The sequence below is a fragment of the Limosilactobacillus vaginalis genome, assembly GCF_025311515.1.
Lineage (GTDB): Bacteria > Bacillota > Bacilli > Lactobacillales > Lactobacillaceae > Limosilactobacillus > Limosilactobacillus vaginalis.
Genome location: NZ_CP104399.1, coordinates 424,795 through 447,352 on the forward strand (window position 1 = coordinate 424,795; position 22,558 = coordinate 447,352).

The 22,558-nt window shown below is 41.2% G+C and carries 21 protein-coding genes and 1 pseudogene; 18 read left to right on the forward strand and 4 right to left on the reverse strand.

Going from position 1 to position 22,558, the window contains the following annotated elements; genetic code table 11:
* Positions 1 to 12 precede the first annotated feature (12 nt).
* From tpiA to smpB, 8 genes are all read left to right on the forward strand, one after another.
* Positions 13 to 762 carry a triose-phosphate isomerase gene (tpiA, locus tag N4627_RS01915; RefSeq protein ID WP_260964884.1) on the forward strand — a complete coding sequence of 250 codons (750 nt, stop codon included), beginning with the start codon at positions 13 to 15 and terminating at the stop codon, positions 760 to 762.
* 88 nt (positions 763 to 850) lie between these two features.
* Complete coding sequence (gene eno / locus N4627_RS01920; protein ID WP_003717603.1) at positions 851 to 2,173, forward strand: phosphopyruvate hydratase; 1,323 nt, start codon at positions 851 to 853, stop codon at positions 2,171 to 2,173.
* A 248-nt stretch (positions 2,174 to 2,421) separates the two neighbouring features.
* Positions 2,422 to 3,807, forward strand: coding sequence for an amino acid permease (locus N4627_RS01925; RefSeq protein ID WP_040531598.1), 1,386 nt, complete (start codon positions 2,422 to 2,424; stop codon positions 3,805 to 3,807).
* A gap of 106 nt (positions 3,808 to 3,913) precedes the next feature.
* Positions 3,914 to 5,458, forward strand: coding sequence for a ClC family H(+)/Cl(-) exchange transporter (locus N4627_RS01930; RefSeq protein ID WP_098045248.1), 1,545 nt, complete (start codon positions 3,914 to 3,916; stop codon positions 5,456 to 5,458).
* 65 nt (positions 5,459 to 5,523) lie between these two features.
* Positions 5,524 to 5,763: a preprotein translocase subunit SecG gene (secG, locus tag N4627_RS01935; protein WP_040531604.1), complete on the forward strand. Its 240-nt coding sequence runs from the start codon at positions 5,524 to 5,526 to the stop codon at positions 5,761 to 5,763.
* Positions 5,764 to 5,826: 63 nt separating this feature from the next.
* Positions 5,827 to 6,582 carry an alpha/beta hydrolase gene (locus tag N4627_RS01940; protein ID WP_003717607.1) on the forward strand — a complete coding sequence of 252 codons (756 nt, stop codon included), beginning with the start codon at positions 5,827 to 5,829 and terminating at the stop codon, positions 6,580 to 6,582.
* Between the two features lies 1 nt (position 6,583).
* The gene (rnr, locus tag N4627_RS01945) at positions 6,584 to 8,989 is read left to right on the forward strand and encodes a ribonuclease R (RefSeq protein ID WP_098045246.1); all 2,406 of its coding nucleotides are present in this window, start codon (positions 6,584 to 6,586) and stop codon (positions 8,987 to 8,989) included.
* Between the two features lie 25 nt (positions 8,990 to 9,014).
* Complete coding sequence (gene smpB / locus N4627_RS01950; RefSeq protein ID WP_003717609.1) at positions 9,015 to 9,482, forward strand: SsrA-binding protein SmpB; 468 nt, start codon at positions 9,015 to 9,017, stop codon at positions 9,480 to 9,482.
* Between the two features lie 372 nt (positions 9,483 to 9,854).
* On the opposite strand, the gene N4627_RS01955 is transcribed toward smpB, so the two are convergent.
* A complete protein-coding gene (locus tag N4627_RS01955) occupies positions 9,855 to 10,424 on the reverse strand; it encodes an LURP-one-related/scramblase family protein (RefSeq protein WP_040531607.1) in 570 nt (189 codons plus the stop codon).
* 142 nt (positions 10,425 to 10,566) lie between these two features.
* Between N4627_RS01955 and N4627_RS01960 the strand changes: the two genes are divergently transcribed.
* The 5 genes and pseudogenes from N4627_RS01960 (at position 10,567) to tnpA (ending at position 14,027) form a co-directional block, all read left to right on the forward strand.
* Positions 10,567 to 11,265 (forward strand): uracil-DNA glycosylase, encoded by a 699-nt coding sequence (locus N4627_RS01960; protein ID WP_003717611.1) that lies wholly within the window; start codon positions 10,567 to 10,569, stop codon positions 11,263 to 11,265.
* A gap of 24 nt (positions 11,266 to 11,289) precedes the next feature.
* Positions 11,290 to 12,264, forward strand: a complete 975-nt coding sequence (gene pta, locus N4627_RS01965; RefSeq protein WP_003717612.1) for a phosphate acetyltransferase — start codon at positions 11,290 to 11,292, stop codon at positions 12,262 to 12,264.
* A 141-nt stretch (positions 12,265 to 12,405) separates the two neighbouring features.
* Positions 12,406 to 12,858 (forward strand): tRNA (adenosine(37)-N6)-threonylcarbamoyltransferase complex ATPase subunit type 1 TsaE, encoded by a 453-nt coding sequence (gene tsaE / locus N4627_RS01970; protein WP_003717613.1) that lies wholly within the window; start codon positions 12,406 to 12,408, stop codon positions 12,856 to 12,858.
* 2 nt (positions 12,859 to 12,860) lie between these two features.
* The gene (locus N4627_RS01975) at positions 12,861 to 13,349 is read left to right on the forward strand and encodes a GNAT family N-acetyltransferase (protein ID WP_003717614.1); all 489 of its coding nucleotides are present in this window, start codon (positions 12,861 to 12,863) and stop codon (positions 13,347 to 13,349) included.
* Positions 13,350 to 13,563: 214 nt separating this feature from the next.
* Positions 13,564 to 14,027 (forward strand): annotated as a pseudogene (gene tnpA, locus N4627_RS01980) (IS200/IS605 family transposase).
* Positions 14,028 to 14,167: 140 nt separating this feature from the next.
* Here tnpA and N4627_RS01985 read toward each other — a convergent pair.
* Positions 14,168 to 14,599 (reverse strand): PAS domain-containing protein, encoded by a 432-nt coding sequence (locus tag N4627_RS01985; protein WP_003717615.1) that lies wholly within the window; start codon positions 14,597 to 14,599, stop codon positions 14,168 to 14,170.
* A gap of 15 nt (positions 14,600 to 14,614) precedes the next feature.
* Positions 14,615 to 15,151: a 3'-5' exonuclease gene (locus tag N4627_RS01990; protein WP_098045405.1), complete on the reverse strand. Its 537-nt coding sequence runs from the start codon at positions 15,149 to 15,151 to the stop codon at positions 14,615 to 14,617.
* Positions 15,152 to 15,285: 134 nt separating this feature from the next.
* Here N4627_RS01990 and murB point away from each other — a divergent pair, with 134 nt between their 5' ends.
* Complete coding sequence (gene murB, locus N4627_RS01995; protein WP_260964885.1) at positions 15,286 to 16,182, forward strand: UDP-N-acetylmuramate dehydrogenase; 897 nt, start codon at positions 15,286 to 15,288, stop codon at positions 16,180 to 16,182.
* 253 nt (positions 16,183 to 16,435) lie between these two features.
* Here murB and N4627_RS02000 read toward each other — a convergent pair whose 3' ends face one another.
* The gene (locus N4627_RS02000; protein WP_003717618.1) at positions 16,436 to 17,095 is read right to left on the reverse strand and encodes a DUF1361 domain-containing protein; all 660 of its coding nucleotides are present in this window, start codon (positions 17,093 to 17,095) and stop codon (positions 16,436 to 16,438) included.
* Positions 17,096 to 17,240: 145 nt separating this feature from the next.
* Here N4627_RS02000 and cdaA point away from each other — a divergent pair, with 145 nt between their 5' ends.
* From cdaA to glmS, 4 genes are all read left to right on the forward strand, one after another.
* Positions 17,241 to 18,086: a diadenylate cyclase CdaA gene (gene cdaA / locus N4627_RS02005; RefSeq protein WP_003717619.1), complete on the forward strand. Its 846-nt coding sequence runs from the start codon at positions 17,241 to 17,243 to the stop codon at positions 18,084 to 18,086.
* Positions 18,079 to 18,921 (forward strand): CdaR family protein, encoded by an 843-nt coding sequence (locus N4627_RS02010; RefSeq protein ID WP_003717620.1) that lies wholly within the window; start codon positions 18,079 to 18,081, stop codon positions 18,919 to 18,921. Before cdaA ends, N4627_RS02010 begins: the two co-directional genes overlap by 8 nt.
* A 24-nt stretch (positions 18,922 to 18,945) precedes the next feature.
* On the forward strand, positions 18,946 to 20,301 hold the full coding sequence (glmM, locus tag N4627_RS02015) for a phosphoglucosamine mutase (protein ID WP_260964886.1): 1,356 nt from the start codon (positions 18,946 to 18,948) through the stop codon (positions 20,299 to 20,301).
* A 185-nt stretch (positions 20,302 to 20,486) separates the two neighbouring features.
* Positions 20,487 to 22,307: a glutamine--fructose-6-phosphate transaminase (isomerizing) gene (gene glmS / locus N4627_RS02020; protein ID WP_260964887.1), complete on the forward strand. Its 1,821-nt coding sequence runs from the start codon at positions 20,487 to 20,489 to the stop codon at positions 22,305 to 22,307.
* Positions 22,308 to 22,558 lie beyond the last annotated feature (251 nt).

Below are 22,558 nucleotides of genomic sequence, written 5' to 3' on the forward strand. Positions count from 1 at the left end.
GGAGTGATTTTGATGAGGGTGCCAATTATCGCTGGCAATTGGAAAATGCATAAAACGGTAGCTGAATCAGTTGATTTTGTTAAAAAAATAAAGGATCAGCTACCACCAGCAGAACAGTTGGAAACTGCACTAGCCGGGCCAACATTATCGTTAGTTTCAATGAAAGAAGCTGCTGCAGGCTCTCCACTGAAAATTGCTGCTGAGAACTGCTACTATAAAAATGAGGGTGCATATACCGGTGAGACAAGTCCATACGCCCTTTACCAAGCAGGAATTCACCATGTGATTCTTGGACATTCGGAGCGTCGGAAGTATTTTCATGAAACTGACGAAATCGTCAACAAAAAAATTAAAGCAGCGTTAGCAGACCATCTTTGTCCCATCGTTTGCTGTGATGACACAATGGGACGACGAACAGCAGGGAAAAAAGTTCATTGGGTTGTAAACCAAATTCTTTACGATGCCAAGGGACTTTCAAGCGACGAAATTAGGCACGTTACAATTGCTTATGAGCCAAGTTGGGCAATTGGAACTGGTCAGAGCGCTGACCCTGATGAAGCTGAAGAGGGGTGTTACCTAATTCGGCAGACGGTAGCTTATATGTATGGGAATGACGTTGCTAATGATGTTCGAATCCTTTATGGAGGAAGCGTAACAACTAGTAATATCAATGCTTTAATGTCAAGTCAGGATATTGATAGGGTTCTTGTAGGTGGTGCGAGCCTGGATCCTGAAACATTTTTAAAATTAGTTAACCACTAAATGCTTGTTTTTGGTTGCACAAAATAATACAATATTAATGAAATAGCGCGATTGCTATCGAATTTAAGACAGAGGAGAGATTCATCAAATGTCACTTATTACAGATATTTATGCACGTGAAGTTCTTGATTCACGTGGTAACCCTACAGTTGAAGCTGAAGTATATACTGAAGCTGGTGGTGTTGGCCGTGGAATCGTACCTTCAGGTGCCTCAACTGGTGAACACGAAGCCGTTGAATTACGTGACGGTGATAAGAACCGTTTTGGCGGTAAGGGAGTATTAAAGGCCGTTGCTAATGTTAACGACGTTATTGCTAAGGAAATTGTTGGTATGGAAGTTACCGACCAAATTGCAATTGACAAGGCAATGATTAAGTTAGACGGTACTCCAAACAAGGGTAAGTTAGGTGCTAACGCTATTTTGGCCGTTTCACTTGCTGCTGCCCGTGCTGCTGCTGACGAATTACAAGTTCCTCTTTACAACTACCTTGGTGGTTTCAATGCTCACGTATTGCCAACACCAATGATGAACGTTATCAACGGTGGTGCTCACTCTGATAACAAGGTTGACTTCCAAGAATTCATGATCATGCCAGTTGGTGCACCAACTGTTCGTGAAGCAATTCGTTGGGGTTCAGAAACTTTCCACGCTTTGAAGAAGGAATTGGAAGCAGCTGGTAAGGTAACTTCTGTTGGTGACGAAGGTGGATTTGCTCCTGACTTTGCTAACAACGAAGAACCATTCGAATACTTGATCAAGGCTATCAAGGATGCCGGTTACAAGCCAGGTAAGGACATTGCAATTGCCTTTGACGTTGCCGCTTCAGAATTGTGGAACGACGAAGACAAGAAGTACAAGCTTCGTTGGTCAACTGGTGAAGAATTTACCACTGACGAATTCATTGATTACCTTTCAGGAATCATTGAAAAGTACCCAGTCGTATCTGTTGAAGACCCAATTGATGAAAACAACTGGGATGACTGGGTAACTCTTACTAACAAGCTTGGTAAGAAGGTTCAACTTGTTGGTGATGACTTCTTTGTAACTAACACTGACTACCTTAAGAAGGGTATTAAGATGGGTGCTGCTAACTCAATCTTAATCAAGCTTAACCAAATTGGTACTTTGACTGAAACTGTTGAAGCTATCGAAATGGCTAAGGAAGCTGGTTACACTGCTATCGTTTCACACCGTTCAGGTGAAACTGAAGATACTACCATCGCTGACTTAGTTGTTGCTACTAATGCTGGACAAATCAAGACTGGTTCTATGAGCCGGACTGACCGTCTTGCTAAGTACAACCAATTAATGCGGATTGAAGACCAACTTGGTGACGTTGCTCAATACAAGGGTATCCACTCCTTCTACAACTTGAGTGAACAAGCTCGTCAAGACATCGAAAACCGTTAATTAGTTTAACGTTAAAGAATAATAGACTTTTCATAGTCAATCTTAGTTGGCTGTGGAAGGTCTATTTTTTGTTCAACTGGCCATTTTAGTTGTTTTTATTACGTTAGTGGCCTTTCTTTCTTAATTAAGTTAATTATTATTTGCTTAACTAGTTAATAATGAGAGAATGATTAGAAAAGTTCTTGGCAATCAGTGATTCATATAATATAATTTGAAAAGTTATAATTTGAGAAAGGGATTTGATACTAATGAAAAATTCTGCGCCAAAGTTACGGCGATCAATGACCGCTGGCCAAATGGAAATGATTTCCTTAGGTGGGGCAATTGGTGTCGGTTTATTTATGGGTTCAACGTCAACAATTAAGTGGACCGGGCCATCGGTACTCTTGGCTTATGCATTTGTTGGCTTAATCCTCTACATTGTTATGCGGGCTCTCGGAGAAATGATCTACATTAATCCAGGTACGGGATCGTTTGCGGATTACGCAACTGAATATGTTCATCCGCTTGCAGGATACCTTGCTAAATGGGCTAATGTTTTTGAATATATTGTTGTTGGTATGTCAGAAGTTGTGGCGGCAACTGAATATCTGAAATTTTGGTGGCCGCACATGCATACCTGGATTGCCGGAATCGTGATCATTATCTTCTTGGTATTAGCAAACCTTGCTAGTGCTAAAGCGTATGGCTCGCTAGAATTTTGGTTTGCGATGATCAAGGTTATTACAATTATCTTCATGATTTTTCTGGGCTTCATGGTAATCCTCTTTGGTTTTGGTAATGGTGGTCACCCAACTGGCTTTAGTAATCTTTGGGCCCATGGTGGTTTCTTTACGGGTGGAATTAGCGGTTTCTTCTTCTCAATGTCAATCATCGTTGGTTCATATGAAGGAATTGAATTGCTAGGAATTTCTGCTGGTGAAGTCGCTGATCCGCAAGAAGCAATTATTAAGTCCGTTAAGTCGGTTCTTTTCCGGATTCTGATTTTCTATGTTGGGGCAATCTTTGTTATCGTAACGATTTACCCATGGAACAAGTTAAGCAGTGTTGGCTCACCATTCGTATCAACTTTTGCCAAGGTGGGGATTACTGCCGCGGCATCAATTATTAACTTTGTGGTACTGACTGCAGCCCTTTCCGGTGCTAACTCTGGAATTTACAGTTCAAGCCGGATGCTGTTTAAGCTCTCTCACGAAGGGGATGCACCAAAGATTTTTGGTCGTCTTTCTAAGCGAATTGTCCCTGATGCAGCAATTCTTGGAATCTCTGGGGGAATTTTAATTGGGTTTATCATTGATATGATTTCCTCGATTTATAATCACTCAACTTCCGATATGTTTGTGGTTGTCTTTAGTTCGTCCGTTTTACCGGGGATGATTCCGTGGTTTGTTATTCTGCTTGCTGAGTTGCGTTTCCGGAAAAATAACCCAGACTTAATGACGGATCACCCATTCAAATTACCCCTTTACCCATTTTCTAACTATTTTGCGTTTATTATGCTGATCGTGATTGTGATCTTTATGTTCATTAATCCGGACACCCGAATTTCTGTTATTGTCGGGGCAGTTGTCCTGATCGTTGCAACAATTGTTTACCTGATTCGTCATGGCTTAAAGAGAACAACAGCTGAATAAGATCTTAACTAGCAGGTTTTGGACTAATCACTATCCATTACCTGCTTTTTCTTTGGAGATGTAGTACAATACTGGGGTGAATCTTAGGGGAAAGTTAGGAGAAATAATGAATAAGGAAGCAATTGTTAACCAGGATAACCAATTTAAGCAAATGATTCGTGCCGCTATTATTGGCTTGTTGACTGGGTTAGTGGTTAGTACGTTTCGGTTAATCATTCAACATTTTTTGGAATTCGTTAGTGTGAGTTTTGCGTATTTTCATCATCATCCAACGGGACTAATTTATTGGGCAATTGGCTCGGTAATTCTCGCCTTAATTTTGGGACAGCTTGCACAACGGTATCCAAATATTAAAGGATCCGGGATTCCCCAGGTCGAAGGTCAGTTAAAGTGCCAATTTGACGAAAAATGGTGGCCAGTTTTATGGCGGAAGTATCTTGGCGGAATTTTTGCCATCGGTTCTGGCCTGTTTCTTGGCCGTGAAGGACCGTCAATCCAGTTAGGTGCAACGATTGGTCAGGGGGTTGCCGAAACGGCCCATGTTGATTCGCTTAACCGTCGTGTCGGAATTGCTAGTGGTGCGGCTGCTGGATTAGCGGCAGCGTTTAATGCACCGATTGCAAGTACCATTTTTATTCTGGAGGAAGTTTATCATAATTTTTCGCCATTAATTTGGTTGGCAACCTTTATTAGTTCCCTTTGTTCAAATATGGTTTCCATGACCATCTTTGGCCTCAAGCCAGTGTTAAATGTTCCATATCAATATGAATTGCCGGTTGGCTTATATTGGCATTTAATTATTTTAGGAATTGCCCTTGGTTTTCTTGGCCGGCTTTATCAAATCGTTATCTTGCGACTTGATCATTGGTCAGGGAAGTTAACATGGCTTAAACCTTCAGCATATCCAGTTATCCCATTTCTTTTAGTTATCCCGGTTGCTTGGTATCTTCCTTATACTCTTGGTGGTGGGAACCAGTTAATTGCTGAGTTAAGATTACTGCCTTTCTCCCTAACTCTTTTTATCGGCTTGTTTGTTCTTCGTTTTGTCTTTTCAATGATTAGCTACGGAAGTCAATTGCCTGGAGGAATCTTCCTGCCGATTTTGACTTTAGGAGCGGTTTTGGGAGCAGTCTACTGTACATTAATGGTTAAAGTGGGAATTCTCCCCGCGCGATACCTCCCCAATTTCATTATTTACGCAATGGCCGGTTACTTTGCTTGCATTAGTAAGGCTCCGTTTACCGCGATCCTGCTTATTACAGAAATGGTGGGTTCGTTAGCACACCTGATGCCGTTAGCGATGGTTTCAATTATTGCCTATCTCGTGGTTGACGCTTTACATGGTAGACCTGTTTATACCGCAATGTTTGAAAACTTTATCGGACTACGCACTGATAAAAAGCCACTCCACCAAGAGACGCTTTCGGTAACAATTTATCCGGGATCAGAACTTGATGGATGCCAAATAGCGGATTATTCATGGCCAGCTGATTGTATTGTTTCCCTTATTTATCGTGGAGAAGATAAAATTATTCCAAATGGAAAAACAGTTCTTCTGGCTGGTGATACCTTGCTCATCCAAGCAAATATTTCCGACAAAAATAAACTTCAGGAAATTTTGGAACGGTCATCTCATGCACCAAAAATGTAGAAATTAGGCAAAGAGTATGGTATTCTGTACTAGATATAGTGGGCAATTATTAGGAGGAAAAATCCTTGTATAACACATTAATGACTTTATTTTTAATAGATTGTGTAGTTCTGATTGCATGTGTAATGATGCAACCAGCTAAGAACGATAATGATGCAATGTCTGCTTTAACAGGTGGAGCTGGAGATTTATTCTCACGGCGCAAGGCTCGTGGATTTGAAGCCGTTATGCAGGTTGTTACTACGATTTGCGGGGCGATCTTTTTTATCCTAGCTTTGGCCTTGGTTTTTGTTTCATCACACTAAAGCGGCACTGCCTCCTGTATCATGCATTCAGGAGGCCTTTTTTATTTTAAGGAGTAAGAAATAATGGAAGTTAGTTCGGGGAAGCCCTTTTTATTTCCGCACGGTCGTTTTGGGGTTATTCTATTACATTCATATACGAGTAGTAGTGCTGATATGCGGATGCTCGCACGGCACCTGGAACGGCAGAATTATACGATTTATGCTCCAGTGTTTACTGGACATGGGAGCGATCCACTGACTGTCTTAGAAAAAAGCGGTCCAGAAGATTGGTGGACTGATACGCAATTTGCGATTCGGCGATTAAAGGATATGGGAATGGAGAAGATAGCGATCCTCGGTTTGTCATTAGGGGGATTACTAGCTACCAAGGCATTAGAGAATGATTCAACCCTAGTAGGCGGGGGAGTTTTTGCGTCTCCCGTTACTACTTGGGGACAATCAAATGTTCCGCAATTTTTCCCACAATTAGCAACTGCTTATTATAAGAAAGCAGGATTAAGTTCCCAAGAAATTAACGAACGGATTGTAAAAATTAATCAATTGTTGCCGAAACAATTAACTGCTATTAGCGAAATGACCCGGGAAATAGATCAGCACCTGGAGCAAATTCACCAGCCATTTTTTATTGGTCAAGGTGGTCGGGATGAAATGATTAATCCTCATTCTGGAAAAGAATTAGCAGAAAAGTTATTAGCCCAAGGAACTCCAGTTGATTATCATTACTATCCACAGGCTGGTCATGTCCTTACCGTTAACAATGCCCACCGACAGTTATTCGCTGACGTTACTGACTTCCTACAAAAAACATTCGAGGTGTAATATGACAACAAAAACGAAATTAAAAGATCAGATATTAGATTACCTAAAGGAAAATGCCAATGTTAGTTTTTCGGCTGAAAAACTAGGACGGGCATTAAAGATGGCTGATGCTGATTCCTTTACGCCAATTGTTCAAGCATTAGCCGAACTTGAACGTGAGAAGAAAGTGACAGTGACTGATCGCGGAGAATTTAAGGCTGTGATTAAGCCCCAAGCAATTGTCGGGACTTTCCATGCTAATGATAAGGGCTTTGGCTTTGTTGACTATGATCCTGACTTACCGGACATGTACATTAATCCTGATCATACAATGCACGCTTTAAATGGGGATCAGGTTGAAGTAAAAATTCTTCGTCCCGCTAAGCCAGGGAGTGACCAGGGTCCTGAAGGCCAAGTGGTTAAAATTGTTGAACATAACTACGATCAGATCGTTGGTGAATTTAAGCAGGAAACTGTCGGTGATTATATTGGTGAAATTCTTCTAAAGGATAAAAAGTTATCTAACTACCGGTTCTTCGTCAATGATCAGGGATTAAAACCGATGGATGGCCAAGTAGTTACCGCAACTGTTGCTACCTATCCTGATGATGAGGCACCGCAAGTAATGACTGGTGCGGTTAACGAAGTGATTGGTGATAAGGATGAGCCGGGGATTGATATTCTTTCGGTGATCTATGCCCACGACGTTCCTCATGAATTCCCTCAAGAGGTAATGGATGAAGCTAATAAAATTCCATTGAAAGTCCTTCCTGAAGAAAAGAAGGGTCGGGTAGACATTACCGATCAGCCATTAGTAACAATTGATGCAATTGAGTCCAAGGATCTGGACGATGCGGTTGTTGCGTGGAAGATGGATAACGGTCACTATCATCTTGGAGTTCATATTGCTGATGTCAGTCACTATGTTAAGCCTGGATCCGCCCTTGATAAGGAAGCATTTAAGCGGGGGACTTCAGTTTACTTAACTGACCGGGTAGTACCAATGCTTCCTAAACGGCTTTCTAATGGTATTTGTTCACTTAATCCAGGTGAGGAACGGCTTTCAATGAGCTGTGAAATGGAGATTGATGAGCAAGGACGGATTATTAAGCACCGGATTTTTCCAAGTGTAATGCGTTCCCACGCGCGAATGACCTACAAGGCAGTTAATCGGATCCTAGAATCCCATGACGCTAAGACAATGGCTGAGTACAAGGATTTAGTTCCGATGTTTGAAACCATGCGGGACATTCACAAGATCCTGTTAAATGCACGGAAACGCCGGGGTGCAATTGACTTTGAGGCACCGGAAGCAAAGATCATTGTCGATGATCAGGGGCACCCAATTGATATTCAACTTCGGGAACGGGGATTAGCAGAGCGGATGATCGAATCATTTATGCTTGCTGCTAACGAAACCGTTGCTGAACATTATTACAAGGAGCATGTTCCGTTCCTTTATCGGATCCACGAACAACCTGATAATGAGAAGATAAAGTCCTTCTTTGAATTTTTGAGCGTCTTCGGAATCAATGCTCATGGTGACATTAATAATGTTAAGCCAAAAATGCTTCAAAATGTTTTGAAACAGGTTGCCGGAAAGCCGGAAGAACAGATGGTTCAAGTAATGATGTTACGGAGTATGCAACAGGCAAAGTATGCTGATGAAGAAGTTGGTCACTTTGGTCTGGGTGCAAAATACTACACACACTTTACGTCACCAATTCGGCGGTACCCTGATGATACGGTTCACCGTTTAATCAAGTGGTATGAAAAGCATGGTAAAGGTGAGGACGCAAAGGCTGCCTGGCGTGACCGTCTGCCAGAGATTGCTGAGCATACGTCATTTACAGAACGCCGGGGAATTGATACTGAACGTGATGTTGACAGCATGAAGAAGGCCGAATACATGGAGGACCATGTTGGGGAAACCTTTGATGCAGTTGTTAGTTCAGTTATGAAGTTCGGCCTGTTTGTTGAATTAGAGAATACTGTTGAAGGACTCGTCCACATCAGTGTTATGAATGATGATTACTATGAATATTCGGAAAAGCACTTGGCTTTAATTGGTCGTAGCCACCACCGAATTTTCCAAATTGGTCAGCCAATCAAGGTTAAACTAGTTCGGGTTGACAAGGATCTACGTGAAGTTGATTTCCAATTAGTTAACCCTGAAGAAGCACCAACAACCAAGATTCGGGTTCCCCATAATGATGATCGTCGTGGCGGTCGTCGGGGAAATAATCGGCACGGTCACGGTAATGGTGGTCATAAGCGAAATGATGGTCACTTCCGGAATACACAAGGAAAGTGGAAACACGATGGTCACGAAAACGGTAATCGAAATAACCGACAAATAAATCGTGGACAGACTCGTCACCACAACAATTCTCGTGATATTGAAGGACATCATCGACGTCGACACTAATATTTTGACCTGATGGGGGGATTCCATGGCCAAAAAACATGAAAATAACGATAATTTAATTGCTCAAAATAAAAAGGCCCGTCATGATTATTTTGTAACTGACACTTATGAAGCAGGTCTGGTTTTAACGGGGACGGAGATTAAATCTGTACGAGCACACCGGGTTAACCTAAAAGATGGCTTTGCTCAGATTCGTAATGGCGAAGCATGGTTAATGAACGTTCATATTAGTGAATATGATAATGGAACCTTTTTCAATCAGGATCCACTTCGTAATCGCAAACTGCTTCTCCACAAAAAAGAGATTCATAAATTGACCGGTGCTCTTCAGGATAAGGGAGTTACCCTTATTCCGTTAAAAATGTACATTAAACACGGCTATGCAAAGGTCCTTCTCGGTCTTGCTAAAGGAAAGCACGAATACGATAAACGTGAATCCATCAAGCGCCGCGAAGCCAACCGCGAGATGGAACGAGTGATGAAGCATTATTAGAGAAAGAGTGCGAAGCCGTAAAAAGCTCCCGGATGATAACGATTTCTCTCGACGAAGACGACTCGCGCCTAGGAGAGAGGTCGTTATCTTGAGGGAGATCAGGCTGAGCACGTTTAATAGAGTGCGAGCCAGCAAAGAACTTGCGGAAAGCCAGCAATTTCTCCTGACGAAGGCGTTTCGCGCCTAGGAAGGAGGTTACTGGCTCTAGCGAGTTCCTGGCGAGCAGTTCTTGACTATGTTGCCTAGAACCCTAGGCGGAGGTTGCGGTCACGGCAAACACGTTTCATCTACATCCGCCTATACAACCATATAAACAAAACAAGAGACTAGCAATTCTGTCAGTCTCTTGTTTTGCTTATGCAGATCTAATCGTTATTTTTGTTTTTTAAATTGGGATGGTTCAATTTGATACCCAAGACAAGCGTCGTTACCTGTAGCAACGCTTCCCCAATGGACGCGGAGTGGGGATGATTGTTTGCGACGAGCCCAATGTTGGAGAACGCTAGCAACAAGAATCGCAAGCGGTTCATCTTCTTCATTTTTCACTTTTAATTCGTGATAATAATCGCCGGTAAAGGCAACGGGTTGGATTGAGAAGACAAGGTGATTCTTTTTAAAAACGCGGTACTTTCCCGAGAATGGCGAGCCAACGACAACCCAGTTGAGTCCTTTAATATAAATAACCTCACGAACGAAACCAAGGGACTTACTAACCGTTCCTACTTTTTGGCGATCCCTAAATAAGGCAAACTTTGGAATTATTCCAAAGCTGAGCTGCTTTACCTCGGCAAGTAAGTCGCCAGAAATTGAATATAAAGATAAAACGTCATGAAGTGCGCCCCATTTACCCACCAAGAGATATAACGATCGTCCTTGATAGTTACGAATAACAGTAGTTCCGTGGAGATCCGTATCATGATCGCGTAAATAAAGTTGCCGCATCCAATCACCGCTCCTTAAAGACAGATTAATTACCATTATTGTACCAGTTTGCTTATAAAAATGATAACTTTACAAAGCGGTTTCATTTTTCATTTCCGCCCATCGCCACTTATGCTAAAATATTAGTTGAGGTGCTAGAATCGTGAAACAACTTATTCATAATGATTGGTGGGACGTTTTAAAACCCCAATTTGAAAGTGCATATTATGCGCAGCTACATAATTTCTTAAAAGAAGAGTACAGCCACCGGACAATCTATCCGGAGATGCACCATATTTTTGAGGCTTTTGAATGGACGCCCTTTAGTAAAGTCAAAGTTGTCATTTTAGGTCAAGATCCGTACCATGGTCCTCACCAGGCTCATGGATGCAGCTTTTCGGTTTTACCAGGAATCCCTGTTCCGCCATCATTGCAAAATATTTATAAGGAACTGCAAAGTGATGTCGGTTGTCACCCGGTTCAACATGGTTACCTAAAAAAATGGGCTGATCAAGGTGTTTTGCTTTTGAATTCGGTCTTAACGGTTCGTGCAGGCCAAGCCTTTTCTCACAAGGGGCATGGTTGGGAACAATTGACGGACGCTGCAATTCATGCATTGTCCGAACGCCCTCAACCAGTTGTCTTTATTCTCTGGGGAAGAGCGGCACGGGATAAGAAAAAGCTGATTAATCTCAAGACAAATATTATCTTGGAATCAGCGCACCCAAGTCCGCTTTCAGCTAACCGTGGATTCTTCGGTTCAAAACCATTTTCAAAGACAAATGAAGCACTTCGCGCAATGGGAGAGGAGCCAATTGATTGGCAATTACCGGACCAACCGATAGTTGACGGTAAAGCTTGATAACCAATAAGGAGGTTCTTGTAGATGGATTTATTTGATGAAATTGCTGCAAAGGTAAAGGGGCAAGACAAAACCATTGTCTTCCCTGAAGGTGCTGACAAACGAATTTTAGGTGCTGCCGTTCGTTTAAAGAATGATGACTTAGTAGAACCAATTTTACTTGGCTCAAAGAGTGAAATTGAAGCAACAGCTAATGAAAATAATTTTGATATTACTGGTTTGCAAATTATTGATCCAGCAGCTTATCCAGAAGCAGACAAGAAGGCCATGTTTGATGCACTTTTGGAACGGCGGAAGGGAAAGAATACCCCTGAACAAGTTGAAAAGATGCTGGAAGACGTTAGTTACTTTGGTACCATGCTTGTATACATGGGCAAGGCCGATGGAATGGTTTCCGGTGCGGTTCACTCAACCGGTTCGACCGTTCGTCCAGCATTACAAATCATTAAGACAAAGCCAAATGCTCACCGAATTAGCGGGGCTTTCTTGATGCAAAAAGGCGATCAGCGGTACATTTTTGCTGATTGCGCAATCAATATTGAGTTAGATGCGGACACCATGGCTGAAGTTGCTGTTCAAAGTGCCGAAACTGCCAAGCTATTTGGAATTGATCCTAAGGTTGCTCTCCTTAGCTTCTCTACTAAGGGATCCGCTAAGGGAGACATGGTTACCAAGGTTGCCGAAGCTACAGAAAAGGTTCACGAAATGGAACCAGAACTTCCTGCCGACGGTGAAATGCAATTCGATGCTGCTGTTGTTCCTTCAGTTGGTGAGTTAAAGGCTCCAGGTTCTAAGGTTGCCGGCCATGCAAATGTCTTTATTTTTCCAAGCCTTGAAGCCGGAAATATTGGTTACAAGATTGCTCAACGTTTTGGCGGCTTTACGGCTGTGGGCCCAATTCTTCAAGGCCTGAATGCTCCAATTGCTGACCTTTCACGGGGATGCAGTGAGGATGATGCATACAAGGTGGCCATTATTACAGCAGCCCAAGCATTATAATTAAATACAGTAAATTTAAAAATTACGAAAAAAAGAGAAAAGATTGAAAAACGTTTTGATTTTCTAGTCTTTTCTCTTTTATTGCTTTTAAACTTGGGTATCGGCTACAATAGCTGTAGAAAAACTGAGGAGCGGAGTCGGATGAAAGAAGTAAAGTTAACGGATCGAAAAAAAACGATTGAGCTTGGTGAAAAGGTAGGACAGTTGTTAAAAGCTGGAGATGTTTTGGTCTTGGATGGCGACCTTGGTGCTGGGAAGACAACTTTTACTAAGGGGTTAGCTAAAGGATTAGACATTCCAGACTTAATTAAGAGCCCAACCTTTACCATTATTCGTGAGTACCATGATGGTCGCTTGCCGCTTTACCATATGGATGCGTACCGTCTTGAAAATGGTGGAGCAGAAGACTTGGGATTAGAAGAATACTTTGATAGTGACGGCGTGAGTGTTGTGGAGTGGGCCCAATTTGTTGAAGATGAGTTACCTGCTGACTTTTTGGCAATTCACTTCAAGCGGACGGATGATGAAAATACCCGCCTTCTTCAATTTGAACCGCACGGTCGTCACTTTGAGCAGGTAGTTACGGAGCTGTAATAATGTCAGAGACTGTTGAAATCAAGTTAGCTGAACCCGAGAATGCAGCAGCTATTCTCAACTTCCTTCGACAGGCAGCAACGGAAAGTGATGCGGTTACAATTCCACATCTAGAAAAAGTAACTGCGAAGGAAGAATTCAAAAATATTCAAATAATTAACGATGTAGACGATTGTATAATATTGTTGGCAGTGTTTGAAAAAGAAATTGTGGGGATGGTAACAATAATGCGGTTACCTAATGAACCTCAAGTGGGCGAGTTAGGAGTCATTGTTGCTAAAAAATACTGGCACCAAGGAATTGGCCAATTATTAGTTGATGAGGCTGAATATTGGTTTGTTAATTATAGTAGCTTGGTGCGACTGACCTTAGATGTTTTTGAGGATAATGTTCCGGCAATTAACCTATATCGTAAGATGAACTTTGTTGTTCGTGAACACCGATTAGTTTCAGGACGAAAGGCACTCCAGATGGATTATCGGCAAGAATAAAAGGCTCTTGGCATTCAGAGTTGCGAATGTCGGGAGCCTTTGTTGATTAATGTCTTTAGACCTAGTTGAGCACGGGAGCGTAGCGAGTGTGCGAAACAAAAAACCACCTGCTTTGCGGGTGGGGGGATAAAAATTATATAAATAAAGACCTCTTTTGCCTTAAGATGTAGGTGTTCAAGCCAAAATCAAATAAGGGAAAAGAGGTTTTATAAATATGGCTAATAAACTAAATAGCTTAGCCCATACGAAGTGGTTATGTAAGTATCACATCGTATTCATTCCAAAGTATAGACGGAAAATAATTTACAATCAATATCGGAAAGACTTACGCGATTACATCAAATTATTATGTCAGTATAAAGGTGTAAGGATTATTGAAGGTCACTTAATGCCTGACCATGTACATTTGTTAGTAAGTATTCCACCGAAGCTAAGCGTTTCGCAATTCATGGGATATTTAAAAGGCAAAAGCGCTTTGATGATGTTTGATCATCATGCTAATTTAAAATATAAATTTGGTAATCGTCATTTTGGGCAGAAGGATATTATGTCAGTACAGTGGGATTGAACGAATCCACCATTAAGAAATATATCTGAGACCAAGAAAAACATGATATGGTGGTAGATAAGTTAACCACTGTTGAATACTCCGACCATTTTAAGGGTAAGGTGAAGTAATACGAACACTGCTTAAAGCAGTAGCGAAGTAGTCAGAGCATTTTGGCTTGGACGAAGGAAAAGCCAGCGCCTTGAGACGCTGGCTTATCTTATCGGCTTTTAGCCGAAGAGCAAACCACCCGTTTCACGGGTGGTTATGATTATTTATGTTTGAATAATACTTGTTTAATGTTATGTAACCAGGCGCCCTTTTCTTGGTGCCCTGAAACATCTTGTGTTACTTCAACACAGCCGATATATTTACCGCTATCGTCATGAAGCGAGTAGAAGGCAATGTTAATTGGCTTACCGTGGTAGTGAATGATTAGGCTTAAAACACCGCGCTTGCCATCGTGCATTTGCTGTAAGACTTGTTTCACCCGTTCTTGGCTATGGCCAGGGTGAACCTCTAGGACGTGCTTGCCGAGATCGTCGTCAGTCCGCTTGAAGAGGCGGTGCTTATTTGCCGAAGACCAGCGAACAATGTCGTGTTCATCAATAAAGTCAAATTCTTCGGGAATGGTTTGAAAAATAGCATTTAATTGGGTTAAGGTTAAACTACCACCTAGTAGCTTGACTGTTTCGTTATCCATAGATTGAGTACTCCTTTAATTATAAAAATTAATAAATGGGCGAAGCTGTTCTCCACCAAAATGCTGGGCTTCATATAAAAGAATATTGGCACAGGCTTGAGCATCATCAAGAGCATTGTGGTGGTGATGCAGATCAATTTGCAAGGCATCGCAAACGGTGTTTAGCCGGTAATTATCAAGCCCAGGGATTAGTCGACGACTGCTTTTTACGGTATCAAGCGTTTGGAAAGTCGGTGGCTGAATACCATAATGGAGAAGGGTATTCTTTAGGACGCTATTATCAAAACTATTATTATGAGCAATTACAAGTTGTTCAGGCCGGTAGAATTGTTTAATGTGTTGCCAAACCTCGGGAAAAGTTGGCGCATCTTGAACATCTTCTTCATGAATTCCATGGATCTGCACGTTTCGCCAGAAGAAGTCAGTTTGGGGATTAATTAAAGTGTAAAATTCATCAGCAATTTTGCTATCCCGAACAATTGTCAGTGCTAGAGAACAGGCACTGTATCGTTTACCGTTTGCTGTTTCAAAGTCCATCGCAACAAAGTTCATGAAGCGAGATCTCCTTTCGTCAGGCTTGGTTTAATGCTCTATTCAATTTTACCAGTAATTCGTTTTCTACGCCAAAAGATTAGTGATTAAACATGGTACAATAATACTAGATTAAAATAAAGGACGACAAGATTATGGTAGTTAATTTAATTAAAGAATTTCCCGAAATTAATATAAAAAAACAGGAACCACTATCTAAATATACTTTTACTCATACCGGAGGAGAAGCTGATTGGTTGGCTTTTCCAGAAACTGTTGAACAAGTTCAACAGTTAGTAAAGTTCGTTAAGAAAAATGACATTCCATTAACGGTGATTGGTAATGCCAGTAACTTAATTGTTCGTGACGGCGGAATTGCAGGGTTAGTATTAATTGTAACTGGCATGAACCAGATTAAGGTTGAAGGCAACAATGTGATAGCTCAAGCTGGGGCGACCTATATAAAGACGACCCAGGTTGCGCGGGATCATAGTTTAACTGGTTTGGAATTTGCTGCCGGAATTCCTGGGAGCATTGGTGGTGCTGTCTTTATGAATGCCGGTGCATATGGCGGGGAAACCAAATTTGCGGTTAAATCGGCTACCATTATGTTACCAACCGGTAAAATTAAGGAATTAAGTAATGAAGAACTTGATTTCGGCTACCGTCATAGTAGTGTTCAGGATAATCATGGGATTGTTCTCGAAGCAACATTCGAATTAAAACCTGGTGACAAGGAAAAGATTACCGCCCAAATGGATGAACTGAATGCTCGGCGTGCCGCTAAGCAACCATTAGAGCTGCCATCTTGTGGAAGTGTCTTCAAGCGGCCAACAGGATATTTTGCTGGAAAATTAATTCATGACGCAGGGTTGCAGGGATATACTTCTGGTGGTGCACAAGTATCAAAGAAACACGCTGGCTTTATCGTTAATATTGATAACGGAACGGCCACTGATTACCTAAATGTTATTCATCACGTTCAAGCGGTTGTTAAAGATAAATTTGGTGTTTCATTGGAGACCGAAGTGCGGATTATTGGTCGGAATTAATTTATTAGGTTAGAAGTGAAGCTGGGAATTAACCCATTTAAGAGCCTGGTGGGCTAACCTAGAACGATGAATGATGATGAAATTATCAGAGTCGTTCGTAGCCACATAGGCTTGCTACGCTGCCTTAGACTCGAAGGCTCGGGTTAATTTCCGCAATTAGACTCAGTAAATTCAGAAATTACCGGTAATAGTAAGAGTCTGGGAAAAAACATTTGTTTTTTCCCAGACTCATTACTTTTTATATAACCACCTATTATCCCTTATATTTGGTGTTTTGGACTGTCTTAAGGATCCAGTAGGAAAGAATTTGTAAACAGGTAAGGATTAGAGTGAATTTAAGCATGTTGATGGACCAGATGGATAATAGCTGACGGAAAAACCAACTTGGGGTAAAGAAAAGGTAAATGGAGTGGAGACGAAGAAAACGGCCAATGTAGATGCCGATGCTTGAGACGAATGAAAAGAAAATGATCCACCAAAATTTAATTTTTGGATGATGCGGGCAAACTAATTCAGTAAGTTGGTGACTAACCTGATCCAATGATAAAAGGCCGAAAAAGAGACAGCTGATCGCGCAAAGAATCATTATGGCAAAAATTAACCAAATATGGGGATCGGATTTTAGGAGGCCGTTGATACTAGTATGGGGACTAAGCCAGGAGAGGTGAAAAAGGTCTGTCATGACGTAAGGGGTATTTGGGTAAAACAATAGCCAAATAATGAGGCATGTCCAGAAAGCCAATGCCCGTCGATCGTTAAAGCGGGGGAGCTGAAAACCAATTTCAACCGGAATATAAGCCAAGAAAACGTTAAAAGCCATGAAGTTAAACGGTTTTGGCATAAAAATTTTCAGGAGAATAATTGCAATCCAGAAGAAAAAACGAATTTGCCATTGCTTAGTTAATTTAAACATCTGATTGGGTTCCTTCCGTAAATAAGTATTTCATAGTTCAGAATAACAGACTTTATCGCAGATACCAGAAATTTAATGAAGTACAGTTCTTTCCGGGATAAAATGATATAATGTTATGGTAATTTAGAGGATGGTGAGATAAGTTATGCAGTTTATTTCGGCGCTGTTTACTTGGCAAAACCTGATCCATCTAATTGATATCTTAGTAATTTGGTTTTTAATCTACGAATTATTATTATTAATTCGTGGTACTCGGGCTGTTCAATTATTCCGGGGAATTCTGATTATCATTCTGGTTAAGGTAGTCAGTTGGTACATTGGATTAAGTACGGTTTCTTGGGTAATGGATCAGATCATTAATTGGGGTGTGATCGCCATTGTGATCATTTTCCAGCCAGAAATTCGTCGGGGACTGGAACACCTAGGACGAGGGACGTTCTTTACCCACAATCAAACGGCTAACGAAACCGAAGAAGAGACGATTAAGCAATTAGATCAGGCAATCCAATACATGTCAAAACGACGGATCGGTGCTCTGATTAGTATTGAAATGAAGACGGGATTGGAAGAATACATTGAAACCGGGATTCCGCTAGATGCAGACATTTCAGGCGCATTGCTAATTAACACGTTCATTCCTAATACGCCGCTTCATGATGGTGCGGTAATCATTAAAAATAATCGGATCTCAGTTGCGGCGGCATATTTACCCCTATCTGATAGTAAGTTGATTCCTAAAGAATTAGGAACCAGGCACCGGGCCGCTGTTGGGATCAGTGAAGTTACCGATGCACTAACAATCGTTATTTCTGAAGAAACTGGTGAGGTTTCAATTACGAAGGATAACGAGTTAATTCGTAATATGTCGCGAAATGATTACTTGAAGTTCTTGCGGGCCCAACTATATAGCCAAGCAATCAAGAAGAATAATAACTTCTTTACTAAGCTATTTTCCTTCTTCGGTCGTCAGGGAGGTGGCAGCAATGAATAACTGGGAATTCTTTAATAATAAGTGGTTCTTGCGGATCACTTCTCTTGTTCTGGCTCTCTTCCTCTTTTTCTACGTTAATAATGGTAGTAATGGCTTTTTAAGACAAAATACCAGGCAGCATGACCAGACGAGTGCCCTGATGTCTAACAAAACCGCGGTTATCAAGATGCCACTTGACATTACGACCGATAATAATTACGTTGTTAGCGGCTACCCCAAAACTGTCCGCGTAACCGTAAATGGTCCTTCAGCGTTGGTAACAACAACTTCAAATACGCAAAACTTTAAGGCTTATATTGACCTGACTAACGTTGGAGTAGGAAAGCACCGGGTGAAAGTTAAAACTAGCGGCTTGAATTCCGAACTTCACGCAACAGTAAAGCCACAGTATGTAACGGTTAATGTCCAGCCACGGAAGACAGTTACTAAAAAAATTACTGTTCGGTTAAGTTCCCATTCACTAAGTAATAATTATCAGGTGGGAACGCCACGGACTGATGTTGATCATGTTCAAATATCTGGATCCCGCGAAGAAGTCAATAAGGTTGACCGGGTTCTTGCCTTTGTCGCAGTGCCAACTAAGGCAACGTCCGATATTCACCGGTTAGTAACTCTACAAGCGGTGGATAAAAATGGTCAAACCCTTAACGTGGTAATCGAGCCAAACACAACTAACGTAACGATTCCAATTCATGGTGAGGGCGATAATACTAGTAGTTCAGCAAGCGATAATGATAATGCACAGTCAAGCTCAAGCAGTAGTCACGCTAGTCGTGCAAGTTCAAGTGAAAGCAGTTCATCGAGCAGTAGCTCACAAGCAAGTTCAAATGAGTAGATTTTAGTTAAGAGGAGAAAAATAATGAAGTTAAAATATTTTGGTACTGATGGTGTTCGTGGTGTTGCAAACCAAGATTTAAGTCCTGAATTAGCCTTTCAGGTTGGCCGTGCTGGTGGATACGTTCTTACTCGGCACTCTGAACGAAAGCAGCCGCAAGTTCTTGTTTCACGCGATACTCGGATCTCTGGTCAAATGTTAGAGAATGCGTTGGTTGCTGGCTTACTTTCAGTCGGAATTGAAGTTTTACGATTAGGGGTTGTTACTACTCCGGGGGTTGCCTATCTTGTTCGTGCCCAAGAAGCCGATGCTGGTGTAATGATTACCGCAAGTCATAATCCAATTAAGTATAACGGTATTAAATATTTTGGTGGAGACGGCTTCAAGCTATCAGATGACTTGGAATATGAAATTGAACAGCTATTAGATGCCGAGCAAGATACGTTGCCACGACCATCTGATGAGGGATTAGGAACAGTTGCTGACTATCATGAAGGTGCCTTGAAGTATACTTCATTCCTTGAACAAACAGTTTCAACCGATCTTTCAGGGTTAAAGGTAGTTGTTGATGCTGCTAATGGTGCAACTTCAGGCTTTGTTTCCAACCTATTTGCTGATATGAACGTTGACTTTATTCCAATTAACGCTCAACCAAATGGTCTGAACACTAATCTTAAATGCGGTTCAACTCATCCTGAAGGGTTACAAAAAGCTGTTGTTGAAAATAAGGCTGATCTTGGGATTGCCTTCGATGGTGATGGAGACCGTTGTATTGCTGTTGATAATGAAGGAAACATTGTTAATGGTGACAAGATTATGTATATTTGCGGAAAATACATGGATGATAACGGCTTATTAAAGAAGGATACAATTGTCACTACCGTAATGAGCAACTTGGGGATGTACAAGGCACTTGAAAGTCATAATATGACCAGCGTGAAGACAAAGGTCGGTGACCGGTATGTTGTTGAAGAAATGTTAAAGAACGGCTATAACCTGGGTGGTGAACAGTCGGGACATATTATCTTCTTGGACTATAATACGACTGGTGATGGAATGCTGACTGCTTTACAGCTCCTTTCAGTAATTAAGGAAACAGGCAAATCACTGAAGGAGTTAGCTAGCGACGTTACAAACTATCCACAAGAGCTTGTTAACATCAAGGTGGCTGATAAGGCTGCTGCAATGAAGAATGAAAAGCTTCGGGCGATTATTGAAGAAGTCGAAGGTGAAATGAATGGTGATGGACGAGTTCTTGTTCGTCCGAGCGGAACAGAACCATTGCTTCGGATCATGGCAGAAGCAGCTACACCAGAATTAGTTCATCAATATGTAGAACGAATTGCTGATGTTGCCCGTAAGGAATTAGAAGTTAAATAATAATTAAAAAGAACTAGGAAAATTTCCTGGTTCTTTTTTCATCAGTTTACTAGACATCTTACCTAGACCAATTAAAGTCACTTAGTTTGACAATGCTAGTTAAAAACATTATCATACTAAGTGTATTCAATGGACTGGACATGCTATATATGTCTATACCAATTTTAAAAAGGATGGTATTAAATATGTGTGGAATTGTTGGAGTGACTGGGAGTCAAGACAGTCTATCAATTTTAATTAATGGTTTAAAGCGGCTTGAATACCGTGGCTATGATTCAGCTGGGGTTTACGTTAACGATAATAAGGGTCATGACTACCTGGTTAAGCGTGCTGGCCGGATTAGCAACCTTGAAGATGCATTGACCGACGATGTTCATGGAATGTCAGGAATTGGTCATACTCGGTGGGCTACCCATGGTGAACCAAATGAAGCCAATGCTCACCCTCAATATTCAAATGACGAACGCTTCTATCTTGTTCACAACGGGGTAATTGAAAACTATGCCCAATTGAAGGCAAATTATCTGGCAGACGTTGACTTTAAGAGCCAAACCGATACAGAAGTAATTGTTCAATTAGTGGATAAGTTTGTTGTTGAAGATCACCTTTCAACTAAGGATGCATTATTAAAGGTTTTGAAGCTAATCAGTTCTGATTCATCATATGCATTTGTATTAATGGATAAGGAAGAGCCAGATACTCTTTATGTTGCTAAGAATAAGAGTCCATTACTAGTTGGAATCGCTGATGGCTACAACATGGTCGGCTCAGACGCTACCTCAATGTTGAAGCAAACTAACCAATTTATGGAATTGGATGATCATGAATTAGTTATTGTTAAGCCGGACTCAGTTGAAATCGAAGACTTTGACGGTAACGAAAAGCACCGTGATACTTTCACTGTTGATATGGATCCAAACGCAGCAGACAAGGGTGCTTACCCATTCTACATGTTAAAAGAAGTTGATGAACAACCAGCCGTAATGCGGAAGTTAGTTCAAAAGTACTTTGATGAAGATAGCAAGCCAACAATTGATGAAGAACTATTAAAGTCAATGTCTGAAGCCGATCACCTTTACATTGTTGGGGCTGGGACTAGTTACCATGCTGGGTTGATTGGTGCTCGGATCTTTGAAAAGTTGGTTGGTATTCCAACTTCTGTTCACATTTCATCAGAATTTGCTTACGAACAACCATTGCTCTCCAAGAAGCCATTCTTTATCTTCTTGAGTCAAAGTGGTGAAACAGCTGATAGTCGTGAAGTATTGGTTAACGTTAACAAGAATAATTGGCCAAGTCTTACAATTACTAACGTAGATAAGTCAACTCTTTCTCGGGAAGCAACCTTTACCGAATTGCTTTATGCTGGTCCAGAAATTGCCGTTGCCTCAACTAAGGCTTACACAGCGCAAATTGCCGTTGAAGCAATCTTAGCTAAGGCACTTGGTGAATACATGAATAAGCCAGTTGCTGGTGCCTTCGATGTTAAGCACCAATTAGGTTTGGTTGCCAACGGGATGCAATCAATTACTGATAGTAAGAGCATTTTGAAGGATCTTTCAGACAAGTACCTTTCAAAGCCACGGAATGCTTTCTACATTGGTCGGGGAATTGACTGGTCGGTTTCTCTTGAAGCAGCCCTTAAGCTAAAGGAAATTTCATATGTTCAAGCTGAAGGATTTGCTTCAGGTGAATTAAAGCACGGAACAATTGCCTTGATTGAAAAGGGAACACCAGTTATTGGAATTATTACTCAAGACCGGACCGCTGGATTAACACGGAGTAATCTGGAAGAAACTGAAGCGCGGGGTGCTAATACTCTGACAATCGTATCTCGTCACTTGGCAAAGGATGGCGATAACATTATCCTACCCGATGTTGATGAATTACTTAGTCCGCTTCTGAGTGTTGTTCCAGCACAATTATTGGCATACTACACTAGTCTTGGTAAGGGATTGGATGTTGATAAACCACGGAACTTGGCAAAGTCTGTTACCGTTCAATAATTAATCAAAAATCGTCAGTTGCGCATAAAAGACGTTAGCAACTGGCGATTTTTTGTGTATTAGAGAAGAAATACTTTGACACTTTTTAGTAAAATTACTAAAAAGTTGTTGACAGTGATATATGAAACCGCTATCATAATAAATGTAAGGTATTTAAGTAATTACCTTCTAATCAATTCTCTTTCTCTCTTATGCCAATCATCGCCAATTTCGACGATGATTTTTTTTGTGCTTCTCGTTATAATAATTGG

Bases quoted from the DNA above. Each gene is read 5' to 3' on its own strand.
- tpiA (WP_260964884.1), top strand. From the start codon at position 13: ATGAGGGTGCCAATTATCGCTGGCAATTGGAAAATGCATAAAACGGTA.
- eno (WP_003717603.1), top strand. From the start codon at position 851: ATGTCACTTATTACAGATATTTATGCACGTGAAGTTCTTGATTCACGT.
- N4627_RS01925 (WP_040531598.1), top strand. From the start codon at position 2,422: ATGAAAAATTCTGCGCCAAAGTTACGGCGATCAATGACCGCTGGCCAA.
- N4627_RS01930 (WP_098045248.1), top strand. From the start codon at position 3,914: ATGAATAAGGAAGCAATTGTTAACCAGGATAACCAATTTAAGCAAATG.
- N4627_RS01940 (WP_003717607.1), top strand. From the start codon at position 5,827: ATGGAAGTTAGTTCGGGGAAGCCCTTTTTATTTCCGCACGGTCGTTTT.
- rnr (WP_098045246.1), top strand. From the start codon at position 6,584: ATGACAACAAAAACGAAATTAAAAGATCAGATATTAGATTACCTAAAG.
- smpB (WP_003717609.1), top strand. From the start codon at position 9,015: ATGGCCAAAAAACATGAAAATAACGATAATTTAATTGCTCAAAATAAA.
- N4627_RS01955 (WP_040531607.1), bottom strand. From the start codon at position 10,424: ATGCGGCAACTTTATTTACGCGATCATGATACGGATCTCCACGGAACT.
- pta (WP_003717612.1), top strand. From the start codon at position 11,290: ATGGATTTATTTGATGAAATTGCTGCAAAGGTAAAGGGGCAAGACAAA.
- tsaE (WP_003717613.1), top strand. From the start codon at position 12,406: ATGAAAGAAGTAAAGTTAACGGATCGAAAAAAAACGATTGAGCTTGGT.
- N4627_RS01975 (WP_003717614.1), top strand. From the start codon at position 12,861: ATGTCAGAGACTGTTGAAATCAAGTTAGCTGAACCCGAGAATGCAGCA.
- N4627_RS01985 (WP_003717615.1), bottom strand. From the start codon at position 14,599: ATGGATAACGAAACAGTCAAGCTACTAGGTGGTAGTTTAACCTTAACC.
- N4627_RS01990 (WP_098045405.1), bottom strand. From the start codon at position 15,151: ATGAACTTTGTTGCGATGGACTTTGAAACAGCAAACGGTAAACGATAC.
- murB (WP_260964885.1), top strand. From the start codon at position 15,286: ATGGTAGTTAATTTAATTAAAGAATTTCCCGAAATTAATATAAAAAAA.
- N4627_RS02000 (WP_003717618.1), bottom strand. From the start codon at position 17,095: ATGTTTAAATTAACTAAGCAATGGCAAATTCGTTTTTTCTTCTGGATT.
- cdaA (WP_003717619.1), top strand. From the start codon at position 17,241: ATGCAGTTTATTTCGGCGCTGTTTACTTGGCAAAACCTGATCCATCTA.
- N4627_RS02010 (WP_003717620.1), top strand. From the start codon at position 18,079: ATGAATAACTGGGAATTCTTTAATAATAAGTGGTTCTTGCGGATCACT.
- glmM (WP_260964886.1), top strand. From the start codon at position 18,946: ATGAAGTTAAAATATTTTGGTACTGATGGTGTTCGTGGTGTTGCAAAC.
- glmS (WP_260964887.1), top strand. From the start codon at position 20,487: ATGTGTGGAATTGTTGGAGTGACTGGGAGTCAAGACAGTCTATCAATT.